The 14,995-nt window shown below is 71.6% G+C and carries 12 protein-coding genes; 7 read left to right on the forward strand and 5 right to left on the reverse strand.

Annotation, left to right across the window (positions count from 1 at the left end):
• The 3 genes from NYZ98_RS36750 to NYZ98_RS36760 form a co-directional block, all read right to left on the reverse strand.
• On the reverse strand, positions 1–438 hold a 438-nt coding region (locus tag NYZ98_RS36750), incomplete at its 3' end, for a hypothetical protein (protein WP_262849133.1).
• A gap of 15 nt (positions 439–453) precedes the next feature.
• Positions 454–1,860 carry an aldehyde dehydrogenase family protein gene (locus NYZ98_RS36755; protein WP_262849135.1) on the reverse strand — a complete coding sequence of 469 codons (1,407 nt, stop codon included), beginning with the start codon at positions 1,858–1,860 and terminating at the stop codon, positions 454–456.
• A gap of 271 nt (positions 1,861–2,131) precedes the next feature.
• Positions 2,132–2,779, reverse strand: coding sequence for a DsbA family protein (locus NYZ98_RS36760; RefSeq protein ID WP_262849137.1), 648 nt, complete (start codon positions 2,777–2,779; stop codon positions 2,132–2,134).
• Between the two features lie 399 nt (positions 2,780–3,178).
• Here NYZ98_RS36760 and pepN point away from each other — a divergent pair, with 399 nt between their 5' ends.
• From pepN to NYZ98_RS36780, 4 genes are all read left to right on the forward strand, one after another.
• Positions 3,179–5,746: an aminopeptidase N gene (gene pepN, locus NYZ98_RS36765; protein WP_262849139.1), complete on the forward strand. Its 2,568-nt coding sequence runs from the start codon at positions 3,179–3,181 to the stop codon at positions 5,744–5,746.
• A gap of 328 nt (positions 5,747–6,074) precedes the next feature.
• Positions 6,075–6,626: a LemA family protein gene (locus tag NYZ98_RS36770; protein ID WP_262849142.1), complete on the forward strand. Its 552-nt coding sequence runs from the start codon at positions 6,075–6,077 to the stop codon at positions 6,624–6,626.
• 12 nt (positions 6,627–6,638) lie between these two features.
• A complete protein-coding gene (locus NYZ98_RS36775) occupies positions 6,639–8,492 on the forward strand; it encodes a DUF2207 domain-containing protein (RefSeq protein WP_262849144.1) in 1,854 nt (617 codons plus the stop codon).
• Positions 8,493–8,504: 12 nt separating this feature from the next.
• Positions 8,505–9,497 (forward strand): hypothetical protein, encoded by a 993-nt coding sequence (locus tag NYZ98_RS36780; RefSeq protein WP_262849145.1) that lies wholly within the window; start codon positions 8,505–8,507, stop codon positions 9,495–9,497.
• A gap of 54 nt (positions 9,498–9,551) precedes the next feature.
• On the opposite strand, the gene NYZ98_RS36785 is transcribed toward NYZ98_RS36780, so the two are convergent.
• Entirely contained in the window at positions 9,552–10,970 is a 1,419-nt protein-coding gene (locus NYZ98_RS36785; protein ID WP_262849147.1) for an amidase, read from the reverse strand.
• A gap of 268 nt (positions 10,971–11,238) precedes the next feature.
• On the opposite strand from NYZ98_RS36785, the gene NYZ98_RS36790 reads away from it, so the two are divergent.
• From NYZ98_RS36790 to NYZ98_RS36800, 3 genes are all read left to right on the forward strand, one after another.
• The gene (locus NYZ98_RS36790; protein ID WP_262849149.1) at positions 11,239–11,943 is read left to right on the forward strand and encodes a nuclease-related domain-containing protein; all 705 of its coding nucleotides are present in this window, start codon (positions 11,239–11,241) and stop codon (positions 11,941–11,943) included.
• 242 nt (positions 11,944–12,185) lie between these two features.
• Positions 12,186–14,027, forward strand: a complete 1,842-nt coding sequence (gene ilvD / locus NYZ98_RS36795) for a dihydroxy-acid dehydratase (protein WP_262849151.1) — start codon at positions 12,186–12,188, stop codon at positions 14,025–14,027.
• A 161-nt stretch (positions 14,028–14,188) separates the two neighbouring features.
• A complete protein-coding gene (locus NYZ98_RS36800; protein ID WP_262849154.1) occupies positions 14,189–14,713 on the forward strand; it encodes a helix-turn-helix transcriptional regulator in 525 nt (174 codons plus the stop codon).
• A 66-nt stretch (positions 14,714–14,779) separates the two neighbouring features.
• Here the strand turns inward: NYZ98_RS36800 and NYZ98_RS36805 are convergent, their stop codons facing one another.
• Positions 14,780–14,992 carry an FmdB family zinc ribbon protein gene (locus NYZ98_RS36805; RefSeq protein ID WP_262849156.1) on the reverse strand — a complete coding sequence of 71 codons (213 nt, stop codon included), beginning with the start codon at positions 14,990–14,992 and terminating at the stop codon, positions 14,780–14,782.
• Positions 14,993–14,995 lie beyond the last annotated feature (3 nt).

Genomic DNA, 14,995 nt, shown 5'->3' on the forward strand with positions numbered 1-14,995 from the left:
GGTTCTCGGGGGGCGGCGGAGGCGGAGGAGGGGGCGGAGGGTGAGGGCGAGGCCCACGAGCAGGAGGGCCGCGATGATCACCCACTCGTTGGAGCCGCCGGGGCCGTACACGTGGCCGAGACGGCCGGTGTCGAACGCCGGGGACGTGGCCCCCGGGGTGAACGTCGACCGCTCGCTGCCGTAGAACCCGATCCCCTCGCGGACGACCGCGGCGTCGTCGGAGCGGAAGTCCCCGACCCAGGAGCACTGCTCGTGCCCGGGGTGCTCGACGCAGTCGAGCCGCTGCGCCGTGAAGGTGCCCTGCACGCCGTCGGCGCGCAGGGCCGCGATGGCCGGCCCCGCGTTCTGCGCCGACAGGAAGATGAACAGCAGCCCGCCCAGGGCGAGCGCGATGTCGAACGCGCTGACCCGGCGTGACGGCGTGCCGGACGGCTGCACGCGTACCCCCTTCGCCTACAACTGCAGGGACTTGACCTCGAAGTACTCCTCCAGCCCGAACTCTCCGAGTTCGCGGCCGTTCCCGGACTGCTTGTAGCCGCCGAACGGCGCCGACGGGTTGAACCGGCCGCCGTTGATCGCGACCTGGCCGGTGCGCAGCCGGCGCGCGACCGCCACCGCCTTCTCCTCGCTGCCGGCCCAGACCGCGCCCGCCAGACCGTAGGGGGTGCCGTTGGCGATGTCCACCGCCTCGTCCTCAGAGGTGTAGGGGATGATCGACAGCACCGGGCCGAAGATCTCCTCCTGTTCGATCGCCATCCCGGGGGCGACGCCCGCGAAGACGGTCGGCTCGACGTAGAAGCCACGGTCGAGCGGCCGGTCGGCGCCGCCCGCGACCAGGCGGGCGCCCTCTTCCTGGCCCCGGTTGATGTAGCGGACGACGCGGTCGCGCTGGGCGGCCGACACCAGGGGGCCGAGCCGCGTGGCCTCGTCGAAGGGGTCGCCGACGGTGTAAGCGGAGGCGGCCGACACCGATCGCCTGACCGCTTCGTCGTACTGGTCGCGGTGGACGAGCATGCGCGTCCAAGCGGAGCAGGTCTGGCCCGAGTTGATGAACGCGTTCGCCACCCCGGACTTCACCGCCGCCGGCAGATCGGCGTCGGGCAGGATGATGTTGGCCGATTTGCCGCCGAGCTCCAGCGCCACGCGCTTGACCGACCCGGCGGCCAGCTCCGACACGCGCCTGCCCGCCTGGGTGGACCCGGTGAAGGACACCATGTCGACGTCCGGGTGGGCGGCGATCGCCTCCCCCACGACCGGCCCGTACCCGCTGACCATGTTGAAGACGCCGGCGGGCAGCCCCACCTCGTGCAGGATCTCGGCGAGCGCGTACGCGGCGAGCGGCGCGACCTCGCTCGGCTTGAGCACGACCGTGCAGCCGGCCGCGAGCGCGGGCGCGACCTTGCACACGACCTGGTGGAGCGGGTAGTTCCACGGGGTGATCGCGCCCACGACGCCGACGGGCTCGCGCAGGATCAGGGAGTTGCCGACGCGCCGCTCGGTCTCGCCGTGCTCGGCCGCGAGCCGGGCGTAGTCGGCGAGGACGCCGGCGGGCATGAGCGTCTGCACCCTCAGGGCCAGCGAATATGGGGCGCCCATGTCGAGCGCGATGGTGCGCGCGACCTCCTTGGCCCGGTCCTTCAGCAGGTCGGCGGCGGACTGGAGGATCTTGCCCCGTTCGGTGGCCGCCGTGCCCGCCCACGCGGGGAAGGCCGAACGCGCCGCCGACACCGCCCTGTCGACGTCCTCGGCCGACCCGGCGGGCACCCGGTCCAGCACCTCTTCGGTGGCGGGGTTGACGACGTCGATGCCCTCGGCGGAGGAGGACGGGAGCCAGGCTCCCTGCACGTAGAGGTGACGCATGCGCTCGGTCCTTCGCGCGGAGTGCCCGGCGGCGAGGCCGCGCCGCCGGGGGTGTCCGTGCACCGCCCGGCGCGCGTCCAGAGGATGTGGTCCCGCGCGGTCGCCAGCATCCTGTCGCCTTGTGGATCGACAGTACGGTCAAGCTAGGAACGGCTTGAGTTGACCATGACCGTCCGCAAGGTCGCAAGCTCCGGACGGCGACGGGTCCGTGACCGGGCGTTCCACCCTGGCCGGTCTCCGGACGAAGACGGAGGCCCGGGTGGCCCGGCGGTCAGTCGAAGATCGGGTCGCGGGTGCGGGAGCGCTTGAGCTCGAAGAACCCGTCGGTGCGCGCGACCAGCAGTACGCCGTCCCAGAGCTTGCCCGCGTCCTCGCCCTTGGGCGCCGGGGAGATCACCGGGCCGAAGAAGGCGACGCCGTCGATGGCGATGACGGGCGTGCCGACCTCCTGGCCGACCAGCTCGATGCCCTTGTTGTGCGAGCGGCGTACGGCGTCGTCGAACTCGGTGGAGTCGGCGGCGGCGGCGAGCTGCGGGTCGAGGCCGGCGGCCTCCAGGCCTTCGGTGAGCACCGCGCGGATGGCCGCGGCCTGGTCGAACTCCTGCTCGGGGTCGCTCGGCTGGAGGCGGCGCTGGTTGTGGATGCGCGTGCCCAGCTCGGTGTAGAGACCGCCCAGGACGTCATCGCCGTACTTCTCGGCGGCGGCCTGCAGCACGCGGACCGGCCCCATGGCGTTCTGGAGCATCTCCCGGTAGGCCTCAGGGATGTCCTTGTCCTCGTTGAGCACGGCGAGGCTCATGATGTGCCAGCGTGGCTCGACGGGCCGTACCTTCCGCACTTCCAGCACCCAGCGGGACGTCATCCACGCCCACGGGCAGAACGGGTCGAACCAGAAGTCCACCGGGGTTCGTTCAGTCATGGCCAGCTTCCCTGTTCATGGTCGCGACAAATGATTCCAATGCCACGCAGCCACAACCCGCGCCGGCGCGGGTTATATTCCGCATTCTCGAAGAAGGCCGGGCGGCCCCCGGTGGACGCGGCCGGGTGTGCGCAGCGGCCCCACGTGTCCCGCCCGCCCCGTTCCCCGCCTTGATCGGGAGGCCGGGGTACCCCCTTAGGGGTCTGGCAAGATTGCGGACTTTTGTCATGCTCATTCTGCCCGGGAATGCGGTGTGTCGCCGCCCTCGCCGCCTCGCGCGGCGAGCCTTTCGAGCCCGGGCACGGATCGGTTCCGGTGCGGCATTACAGCGCCCGACGTGGCAGGATTCAGGCATCCCTCTCGCGAAGGGGCGGGGGAGAGCCGTGATGAGGAGCGCATGTGGCAGGCAACCTGACCCGTGACGAAGCCCGGGAGCGGGCCCGACTGCTGAAGGTGGACGCATACTCGGTCGAGCTCGACCTCACAGAAGGCGACGAGCGGTTCGAAAGCATCACCACCGTCCGATTCTCCTGTGCCGAGCCCGGCGCGACCACCTTCATCGACCTGGCCGAGGCGAAGATCCGCAAGGCCGTCCTGAACGGTGCGGAGATCGACGTGAGCGCCTACGACCTGGAGACGGGCCGGCTGCCCCTTTCCGGTCTCGCGGGCACCAACGAGCTCCGCGTCGACGCCGACTGCGCCTACATGCGCAGCGGTGAGGGCCTCCACCGGTTCGTCGACCCGGTCGACCAGCACGTCTACCTGCACTCGCAGTTCGAGACCGCAGACGCGCACCGCATGTACGCCTGCTTCGACCAGCCCGACCTCAAGGCGGCCTTCGAGCTGACCGTGCTGGCGCCCTCCGACTGGGAGGTCATCTCCAACGCCGCCGCGGACGCGGCGGACGAGCTGGAGGAGCACCACGGGCGGCACGGCACGCTGCAGACCGCCAAGCGCTGGCACTTCCCGCCCACGCCGGTGCTCTCGACCTACATCACGGCCCTGATCGCCGGGCCGTACGCGGTGGTGCGCGACGAGCACGACGGCATCCCGCTGGGGGTCTTCTGCCGCGCCTCCTTGGCCGAGCACCTCGACGGCGACAACATCTTCGAGGTCACCAAGCAGGGCTTCGACTTCTTCCACCGGGTCTTCGGCATCCGGTACCCCTTCGGGAAGTACGACCAGATCTTCGTCCCGGAGTTCAACGCGGGCGCGATGGAGAACGCCGGCGCGGTGACGTTCCTGGAGGACTACATCTTCCGCTCCCGCGTCACCGACGCGGTGGTGGAGCGCAGGGCCGAGACGATCCTGCACGAGATGGCGCACATGTGGTTCGGCGACCTGGTCACCATGCGCTGGTGGGACGACCTGTGGCTGAACGAGTCGTTCGCCACCTACATGTCGATCCTGTGCCAGGCCGAGGCGACCCGCTGGGGCCAGACGGCGTGGACCACGTTCGCCAACGTGGAGAAGTCCTGGGCCTACCGGCAGGACCAGCTCCCCTCCACCCACCCCATCGCGGCCGACATCCCCGACATGCAGGCCGTCGAGGTCAACTTCGACGGCATCACCTACGCCAAGGGCGCCGCGGTGCTCAAGCAGCTCGTGGCCTACGTCGGGCTCGACAACTTCCTTGCCGGGGTCCGCGACTACTTCGGTGAGCACGCCTGGGGCAACACCGAGCTGAAGGACCTGCTGTCCGCCCTGGAGCGCACGTCGGGCCGCGACCTGTCGTCCTGGTCGAAGGAGTGGCTGGAGACCGCCTGGGTCAACACGCTGCGCCCGTCGTTCACGGTGGACCCCGAGGGCCGTTTCCTGCACTTCGAGGTCGTCCAGGAGGCCCCGGCCGACTATCCGACCCTGCGGTCCCACCGCATCGCCATCGGCCTGTACTCCCGGGTCGACGGCGCGCTGGTGCGGGTCAAGCGGGTCGAGATGGACATCGTCGGCGCCCGCACGGCGGTCACGGAGCTGACCGGCGAGGTCCAGCCCGACCTGATCCTGCTCAACGACGACGACCTGACGTACACCAAGATCCGCCTCGACGAGCGGTCGTTGCGCACCCTGGTGGACGGCGGCATCGCCGACTTCACCGACCCGCTGCCGCGCGCCCTGTGCTGGGCCGCCGCCTGGGACATGACGCGCGACGCCGAGATGACCACCCGCGACTACGTGCGCCTGGTCATCGCCGGGGTGCACTCCGTGACCGACATGACGGTGCTGCAGACGATGCTGCGCCAGGCGCGCGTCTCGGCGCAGCAGTACGGCGACCCCGCGTGGCGCGAGACCGGCCTGGCCGAGCTGTCGGCGGCCCTGCGCGGCCTGATCGCCTCGGCGGCGCCCGGGTCCGACCACCAGCTCGCCTTCGTCAACGCCTTCACCGCGGGCGCCACCTCCCCCGGCGACCTGGCCTTCGTCCAGGCGATCCTGGACGGCACCTCGGTCCCCGAGGGCCTGACGGTGGACGCCGACCTGCGCTGGACGCTGATCCACGCGCTGGTGTCGGGCGGCGTGCTGTCGGGCGAGGACATCGCGGCGGAGCTGCGCCGCGACGCGACCGCCACCGGCGAGCGGTCGGCGGCGCTGTGCCAGGCGACGATCCCCACGGCCGAGAGCAAGGCCGAGGCGTGGGCGGCGATCACCGGCGGCACGCTGAGCGGCGCGGTCCTGCGCTCGACGATCGTCGGGTTCATGGACCCCCACCACGTCGACCTGCTCCGCCCGTACGGCGAGCGGTTCTTCGACGAGGTCGGCCGCATCTACAAGAGCTGGACCTCCGACAGCGCCCAGCGCTTCGCGACGGGGTGCTACCCGGCGCTGCTGATCGACGCCGCCACGGTGGCGAGGACGCAGGACTACATCTCCTCCTCCGCGCCCCCGAACGCGCTGCGCCGCCTCCTGCTGGAGGGTGCCGACGGCATCAGCCGCGCGCTGCGTGCCCGGGCCAAGGACACCTCGGCCGTCTGAGGCCCCATCTCGTCCCATCCCGCAGGCCCGGCCGGGCCCCATGGCGCCCGTGCCGGCCTGCCCCGCCCGAGGTACACCCTCCTTGAGGCCCGGCCCGCCTGATGTTCAAGTCCGGTTGAACGTCAGGCGGGCCGGTCGGCTTTCCAGACCCGCCGCTATTCCGGGCCGGTTCGCTTCCCCGTTCTCCCGGCCGCGCGGTCATCAGCGCACTGTAAGCCCGTTGCAAGCAGTTCACGGTGGTATGTCCCCATGGCTCGACAGCGAGCGTTTACAGCGGGCCACCCCAGGTCTACTGTGCGCGCTGTCACCGCAAGTCCGGGAGGCCCCCTTGATCACCCTCGTCGTCGTCGGCGTACTCGCCCTGATCCTCATCCTCGTCGTCGTCTCGACCTACAACGGGCTGGTCCGCAGGCGGGGGGCGGTGGACAACGCCTGGGCCCAGATCGACGTGCAGCTCAAGCGCCGCCACGACCTCATCCCCAACCTCGTCGAGACCGTGAAGGGGTACGCCTCCCACGAGCGCCAGACCCTGGAGGCCGTCGTGGCGGCCCGAGGGCAGGCCGTCGCCGCCCAGGGCCCGCACGACCAGGCCGCGGCGGAGAACGCCCTCTCAGGCGCGCTGAAGAGCCTTTTCGCCCTCTCCGAGGCCTACCCCGACCTGAAGGCCAACCAGAACTTCGCGGCGCTCCAGGAGGAGCTGGCCTCCAGCGAGAACCGCATCGCCTACTCGCGCCAGTACTACAACGACGCCGTGCTGGCCTACAACAACGGCATCCAGACCGTCCCGTCGAACGTCGTGGCGGGGATGACCGGCTTCCGGCAGCGCGAGTACTTCCAGGCGCCCGGCGAGGAGCGCGGCCCGGTCCAGGTCCGGTTCTGACCCCCCAGTGCGATGATCTACCTTCTTGTCACGGCGGCCGCGCTCGGCCTGTGGCTGCTGCTGCTCACCATGCTGGCCTTCGCCACGCGCAACCCCGACGTCGACCCCGGCCCGCCCACCGGCGAGCTCCGTGAGGAGTCCCCCGCGCTGGTGGACCTGATCACCGGCAACTGGCGCCTCTGCGACGAGGCCGCCGCGGCCACTCTGCTCGACCTCGCGGCCAAGGGCGCGGTCCAGATCGAGGAGATCGGCCCGGAGCTGTCCCTGGTCCGCGTGCGCGAGCCCCGCACCCCCCTCTCGTCGTACGAGCGGATGGTCCACGAGCACGTACGGGCGCTGGCCACCGACGGTGTGGTGGCGACCGGCGCGCTCGCCGAGGGCGCGAGGAACCTCGGCCGCTGGTGGAAGAGCTTCAGGAAGAAGGTGATCGCCGAGGCGCGGGAGAAGGGCCTGTCACGGGCCCGCTGGAGCACGGCCCAGGCCACGCTGCTCACGGCCGCCGCCGCCGTGCCCGCGATCGCCGCCGGCATCTCCGTGGCCGCCACCGCGAAACCGGGCGACAGGGGCAGCGGATTCGGGGCGGCCATCTTCGGCTTCGCGGTGCTGGTCGGGCTGATGGGCCGGCTGAACGGCGAACGCGGTACGGCCGAGGGCGCCAGGGTGGCGGGCTACTGGATGGGCGTGCGCGCTCACCTGGGCGCCGGCCAGGGGTTCGCCGAGCAGCCGGCGGCGGGCGTCACGATCTGGGGCCGGCACCTCGCCTACGCGGCCGCCCTCGGGCTGGCCAGGCGGGCGGTGACCAGTCTGCCGATCAGCGTCCCCGCCGACGACAGGCGCGCCTGGTCGGACTACGGCGGTATGTGGCACGTGGTCAACGTGCGCTACCCCCGCCGGCTGATGTGGGGGCGCCCGCCCCTGACGATGATCCTGCGCGGCCTCGTCGCGGGCCTCTTCACCGGGTTCTGGCTCTGGTTGCTCGGGATCGTCGCCCACGCCGTGCTGGGCTGGCCCGAGGCGCTGGTCATGCCGGTCGCCTACCTGGGGGCGGCCACCGCGGCGGGCGTGCCGATCGCCTTCGCCATCGCGGACCTGACCACCAGGACGGAGGTGGAGGGCCAGATCGTCCGGCTGCGCGCCTTCCAGACCGGCAGCGACGGCAACGACAACCCGAAGTACGCCTACTGGGTGGCGCTGGACGACGGCCACACGCGTGACGTGAAAGCCCTCGGCATCGGGGAGGCACAGTGGGGCACCCTGGCCGAGGGCGACCGGGTCAGGGCGCGCGCCGGCCGCAGGCTCGGCTGGGTCGAGGAGATCGAGATCCTCGGCCGCTCACGGCACCGGGACGCCTCGACCTACAACGACACCGGCGAGCATCTGCTGAACGCCCCCGAGAACCTCGGCGAGGTGCCGATCCTCCCGGCACGCATCACGGCGGCGACGGCGGATGGCGGGCCGGCGGGGCTGGTCACGGCGGCCGATCTTCGGAGGGTGTTCGGCATCGAGGTGGGGCCCGCCGGGCCGTACCCGGACGCGCTGCCCACGCCCGCGTGGCTGTCGGTGCGGTCCTGCCGCTACCGCACCACCGCCGGGACCCCGGTGACCGTGGACGTGCACGCCGCGTCCGGGGCGCGGAGCGGCTACCTGGTGGTCCTCGGGCACCTGCTGACCCGCGTCGAGGGCCGTGAGGTCGCCGGGGTGGGCGGCGGCGCCATGCTCTACCCGGGGGTGGTGGCCGCGCGCACCGGCCAGGGGACGTTCGCGATCCACGTGCACTCCCCCGCGGGCCCGCCGCCGCCGGACACCCTCGTGGACCTGGCGCGTACGGCCGCCGCACGCATGGAAGGCCGTTCGCCGGTGGCGTGAGAGGGTGTCCAGGTGGAATCGCCCCTCGATCTTCTCACCGAGCTCGCCAGCCGGTACGCTTTCGCCGACCTGGGCGCCCTGGCGCCGATGGTCGTGCCCGAGGCCGTGCTCATCCCGGCGCTGTGCGAGTTCGGCCAGCGGTTGCTCACGCTCGACGCCGAGGACTTCGCCACCGAGGTCGACGCGAAGGCCGTCCCCAGTGCCCTGCGCCGCCGGGCACGCGACTGCCACATGCCGCAGACCCCCCGCGAGCAGCCGCGCGGCGCCCTCGCCTCGCTGCGGCCCGCCTACGGGCTGCTCCTTGAGGTGATCCGCATCCGCTGGGAGCGGCGCGAGCTCAGCTCGCTGATGGCCGCCGTGCACATCGCCGGGGAGTACCTCCCGCTGCTGGCATTCGAGAGCGTGCTCGGCCACGCGGGGGACCCGGCGCGCTGGCCTGCGGGGTTACGCGCCGAGGGCAGCAGGTTCGGGGCGATCGGCGACCGGGAGTGCGACCACACCAAGTCCGAGAAGTCGGCGGCCGAGCGCACGCTGCGGGTGGCCCAGGAGCCGCCCGAGGGGTGGCGGGCCTACTTCGACCGCCAGCACAGCCAGCTCGCCGGGGCGATGGCGACGTGCGTGGCCAAGTGCCGCCGGCCGTGCACGGCGATGGACTGGGTGCCGGCCGAGGCCCGCGAGAGCCTGGCGATGCGCTGCAAGGTCGCGCTGGCGTTCGCCGACACCCCGGTGATCCGGCTGCGGCACGCGGCGCCGGTGGGTCACGGGTTCGGCGTCCCGTCCCCCGAGGAGGTGCTGGACGCCTGGGCGCGCAGCCGGGCGCACCTCGACAAGAACGTCGTCGGGGCGAGCGCCTCCCGCGACGACGGGTTCCCGCTGCCGGGGCTGCCCAGCCTCTTCTCGGCCATCGCGGGCGCGCCGATCGAGCCCGCCACGCTGCTGGCCGACGTCGCCGGCCACCTGGTCGCGCTGCTCGGCAGGCCGGCGGTGCGCGCCGCCCAGGTGTGACCGGCGGTCACCCGCGCCCAAGGCGGAAGGTCACCGCCGACGAGGGTCGAAAGGTCACCAGATGGCGGGGCGGCGCTCACCCCAGAACCCGCCGACGGCCGCCTCGACCTGGGCCGACAGCGAGATGAGCGTGGACTCGTCACCGAACCGCCCGGCCAGCATGACGCCGATGGGCAGCCCCGCGTCCGTCCAGTGCAGGGGGAGGTTGACGGCGGGCTGGCCGCTGACGTTGTAGACGGCGGCGAAGGGGGCGAACCGCTCCATGCGCCGGAAGGTCTCCTCGGGGTCGTCCACGTCCTCGAACCAGCCGACGGGCACGGGCGGCAGGGTGACGGTCGGGGACAGGATCGCGTCGTACTCGTTCATCACCAGGAAGCCGAAGCGGGTGGCCGTCTGCAGCGTGGCCTGGGCCTGGAGGAAGGCGGGCGCGGTGGTGGCGAAGCCGCGCTCGCGCAGCCACCGCGTCAGGGGCCGCAGCCTCGGCTCCAGCGACGGGTCCACCGGGTGCATGCAGGCGAAGCAGAACCACAGCTTCTCGAACTCGCCGACGATGGAGGGGTCGAACGGCGCGGGCATGTCGACGATCTCGTGGCCGAGCGACTCCAGCAGCGCCGAGGCCTTCTCGTACGCCGCGAGGACGTCCGGGTGCACCTCCGCGCCGGGCACGACGGGGGTGACGTTCCTGCCGATGCGCAGCCGTCCCGGTTCGCGGGTGACCGCTTCGGTGAAGCCCACGGGGGTCGGCGGGGCGACGTACAGGTCGCCGGGCTGGTTGTGGGCCATCACTTCGAGGAGCGCGGCGGCGTCGGCGACCGTGCGGGCGATCGGGCCGTTGGTGGACAGGCCGGCCAGGTCGGGGATGATCGGCGCGAAGGAGATGCGGCCCCGGGTCGGCTTGATGCCGAACAGGCCGCAGACCGAGGCGGGGATCCGGATGGAGCCGGCCCCGTCGCTGCCCTGCGCGGCGGGCGCGAGCCCGGCCGCGACCGCCGCGGCGGCACCCCCACTCGAACCGCCGGCCGAGCGGGTCAGGTCCCAGGGGGTGCGTGAGGGGGGTGACACGGAGGTCTCGGTGTAGCAGGGCAGGCCGAACTCGGGGGTGGCGGTCTTGCCGAGCATGATGGTCCCGGCGTCGCTCAGCCGGTCGACCACGCTGTCGCTCACGGGCGCGACGAAGCCCTCGTAGGTGGCGGAGCCGAACATGATCGGGACGTCTTTGACGAGGTTGAGATCCTTGATCGGGATGGGCACCCCGAGCAGCGGCGGCGGATCCCCGCCCTGGAGGATCAGGGCCTCGGCCTGTCGTGCCTGGTCGAGGGCTCGGTCGGCGGTGATCGTGACGAAGGCCCCGACCTCGGGGTCGAGCCGTTCGATGCGTTCCAGGTAGTGCTTGGTGACCTCTACCGGGGACAGCTCCCGGGATCGCACGGCCTGCGCCTGCTCCAGGGCTGTAAGATCATGTATGTGCGCCACGCTTCCGCACAGTAGGGCCTGCGACCGTGAGTTATCTAGAGAGAAAAGGGTTAGATACCCGGCTTTTCACCCTACGAAGCGGGAATGCACGGCCACAAAAATGTGAACTAGCCAACACTAGGCACGCCCTTGGGCGTCAACTACCGTGAGTTACGTGGATTCCGGTCTAGACCCTGATGACGGTCACAATACGTCACCCATTTGGGTGAGTGAGCGCCCCTCGGAGCCGAAATCTCGGCCCCCGGCCCCTGAGGCGACTTACGCGCCAGTGGAACGCGCGTCCTTGCTCGGCCTGCTTCAGCAGCCCAGATACCGTCATCTACGGCTGCGTGCGCTCATCGCGGCCGGTGCGGGGCTGGTCGTCGGCATCCCCATGTGGAGCTGGCGGCTCGGCCTGGTCGCGGCGATCATCGCCGCCATCGCCGACACCGTCTACCGTGCCCGCACGGTCTCCTCGGTCGCTCCGTGGCGCCGCGCCTCGGCCGCCGAGCGGCGCACCGAGGCCCAGCTGAGGAAGCTGGAGCGCAACGGGTACCTCACGCTGCACGCCCGGGCCATCCCCGACAGCGACGCGCAGATCGACCATCTCGTGGTCGGCCCGACCGGGGTGTACGCCGTCGACTCGGAGAAATGGGACAAGAGGCTCCCGGTCCGCGTCCAGTCCCACCGCAAGCTGTTCCACGGCCCGTTCAACCAGAAGCCCCGTCTCGACGAGGCCCGGTGGGAGGCGTCCCAGGCCAGCGAGCTGATCACCAGAGAGCTCGGCCACGAGATCACCGTCGTGCCGTCGCTGGCGATCTACGGGCCGGCGATCCCCTGGAAGATCCTCAACATCCGCGAGGTCGACGTCTTCGACGGGAGCCGCGTGCGCAAGTGGATCACCAACAGGGAACGTTCCCTCACCGTCGAGGAGATCGAGGAGATCCACGCGGCGGCTGAGCAGGTCCTGCCGGCGCGCTATCCCGAGAACTGACCGTCGAGAAGGTCCTTCGGGGTTCTCGTCACCGTCCACCACTGCCCCCGGGAATCCCGAAGGATCCAGTCCGTCCCGGCGGGCGGGACGAACCCCAGAAGGCGGTCCGTGCGCCGCCGTCGCGGCTCCGGGCCCATGGTGACGCGGGGGCGGCGACGTCCACGCTGTGGACCGAGTGTCTCGCCAGGCGGGCGGGGGCCGTACCATTTGAAGACTCAGCGTCGTCGGATGGGAGAACGGTCATGCCGGCCCTCAGATCTCGTACGGTCACCCACGGCAGGAACATGGCCGGGGCCCGGGCCCTGCTCCGCGCCACCGGTGTGGCGGGCGAGGACTTCGGGAAGCCGATCATCGCGGTGGCCAACAGCTTCACCCAGTTCGTCCCCGGCCACGTCCACCTCCGCGAGGTGGCCGAGGTGGTCGCGGGCGGCGTCCGCGAGGCGGGCGGGATCCCGCGCGAGTTCAACACCATCGCCGTCGACGACGGCATCGCCATGGGCCACGGCGGCATGCTCTACTCCCTGCCCTCCCGCGAGCTGATCGCCGACGCGGTGGAGTACATGGTCAACGCCCACTGCGCCGACGCGCTGATCTGCGTCTCCAACTGCGACAAGATCACGCCCGGCATGCTACTGGCGGCGTTTCGGCTGAACATCCCGACCCTGTTCGTGTCCGGCGGTCCCATGGAGGCGGGCAAGACCCCGCAGGGCCGCAAGCTCGACCTGATCGACCCCATGATCGCCGCCGCGGACGAGAGCGTCTCCGACGCCGAGCTGCTGGAGATGGAGGAGAACGCCTGCCCGACCTGCGGATCGTGCAGCGGCATGTTCACCGCCAACTCCATGAACTGCCTGGCCGAGGCGATCGGCCTCGGGATGCCGGGCAACGGCACCACGCTCGCCACCCACAAGGCCCGCAAGGCGCTGTTCGAGCGGGCGGGCCGCCAGGTCGTCGAGATCACCAAGCGCTACTACGAGAACGACGACGAGTCGGTGCTCCCCCGCAACATCGCCACCCGGGACGCCTTCGAGAACGCCATGGCGCTCGACGTCGCCATGGGCGGCTCCACCAACACGATCCTCCACCTGCTGGCGGCGGCCAGGGAGGCCGGGGTCGACTTCGGCCTGAAGGAGATCAACGAGGTCTCCCTGCGGGTGCCGTGCCTGTGCAAGGTCGCCCCCGCCACGGCGAAGTACCACGTGGAGGACGTCCACCGCGCCGGCGGCATCCCGGCCATCCTCGGCGAGCTCGACCGCGCGGGGCTGCTCAACCGCGACACCCACAGCGTCCACGCGTCGTCCCTCACCGAGTTCCTCAACGCCTGGGACCCCATGTCCCCCGGCGTGACCGAGGAGGCGCTGGAGCTGTGGCACGCCGCGCCCGGCAACGTGCGCACGGTCAAGGCCTACTCCCAGAACGCCCAGTGGGAGTCCCTGGACCTCGACCGCGCCGAGGGCTGCATCCGCGACTTCGAGCACGCGTACACCCGGGACGGCGGCCTGGCCGTGCTCTACGGCAACATCGCCCCCGAGGGCTGCATCGTCAAGACGGCGGGCGTCGACGAGTCGGTGTGGAGGTTCAGCGGCCCGGCCGTGGTGTTCGAGTCGCAGGAGGACGCGGTCGAGGGCATCCTCGGCAACAAGGTCACCGCCGGCGACGTCGTGGTCATCCGCTACGAGGGGCCCAAGGGCGGGCCGGGGATGCAGGAGATGCTCTACCCCACGAGCTTCCTCAAGGGCAGAGGGCTCGGCAAGGCGTGCGCGCTGGTCACCGACGGCCGGTTCTCCGGCGGCACCTCCGGGCTGTCCATCGGGCACGCCTCACCGGAGGCGGCCGAGGGCGGCGTCATCGCCCTGGTCGAGAACGGCGACCTGATCGAGATCGACATCCCCGGGCGGGCCATCGAGCTGAAGGTCTCCGAGGGCGACCTGGCCGCGCGGCGCGAGCGGCTGCTGGCCGACCTCGGCAGCTACCGGCCGCGCGACCGCGAGCGCGCGGTCAGCGTGGCCCTGCAGGCCTATGCCGCCCTGACCACCTCCGCCTCCACCGGCGCCTCCCGCGACCTGTCCCAGCTCTCTCGCTGACCACGGCCCTCTCCGGGTCGGGCGGGCGACCGGCCCGACCCGGCGGGGTGGCGTGGAGGACAGGGAGACCTCACCTCACGGTCAAGGACAGTCGCCTTCCGGATGGGTCTTTCAAGATCTGGTGTTCGAAAAATGTCGGTGTCGAGACGTAGAATTCAGGTATGGCCAACGTCACCACGCCGCTCCTGACGACCGCCGAAATCGCCGCTCTCGCGCTGTCGCTCGCCCATCTCGGAGAAGGCCCGCAGGCGATCACCGCCCGCCGGGGCCTGCGCGCCGTGTTCGACAACCTCGACCTCGGTGACGACGTCGTCACCGCCACCCTCGACACCCTCACCACTCCGCTTCCGCCCGAGGTGGCCCGCCGCGCCCGCATGATCGCGGGCGCGGTGACCGGCCGTCAGGTCGTGCGGCTGCACTACCGCGACGCCGGCGGGCACGTCACCTCGCGTGACGTCGAGCCGGTCACCTGCCTGGTCCACCGTGATCACTGGTACCTGGTGGGGTGGTGCCGCACCAAGGCCGGTATCCGCGCGTTCCGTTTCGACCGCATCGTCGCGGTCGAGCCGACGCTGGTGCCCGCGCGCCCGCACCGCGCCGAGCGCTACCTGCCCTTCCAGCGCAGAAAGGCCCCCGAGCAGCACACCCAGACCCGCCTGCCCATCCCCGCCCGCCGCTCCGCATAGCTCCCGCGGGTCATCCCACCTCGGGAAGGGGGTACGGCGACGTCGTACCCCCGGCCGAGGGGCGGGTCAGGAGCAGCAGCCGCCGCCGCAGCAACCCCCGCCTCCGCCGCCGGAGGGGCGGGGGGCCGAGGCGCCGCCGGTGACGGCGACCGTGGACAGGAGCTTCACCGTGTCGTCGTGGCCGTCGGGGCAGACGGCCGCCTCGCCCGAGGCGGACATGGGCCGGGACAGCTCGAACGTGGACCCGCAGGAGCGGCAGCGGAAGTCATAACGAGGCATGCC

This window comes from Sphaerisporangium corydalis, assembly GCF_025506355.1.
GTDB lineage: Bacteria > Actinomycetota > Actinomycetes > Streptosporangiales > Streptosporangiaceae > Sphaerisporangium > Sphaerisporangium corydalis.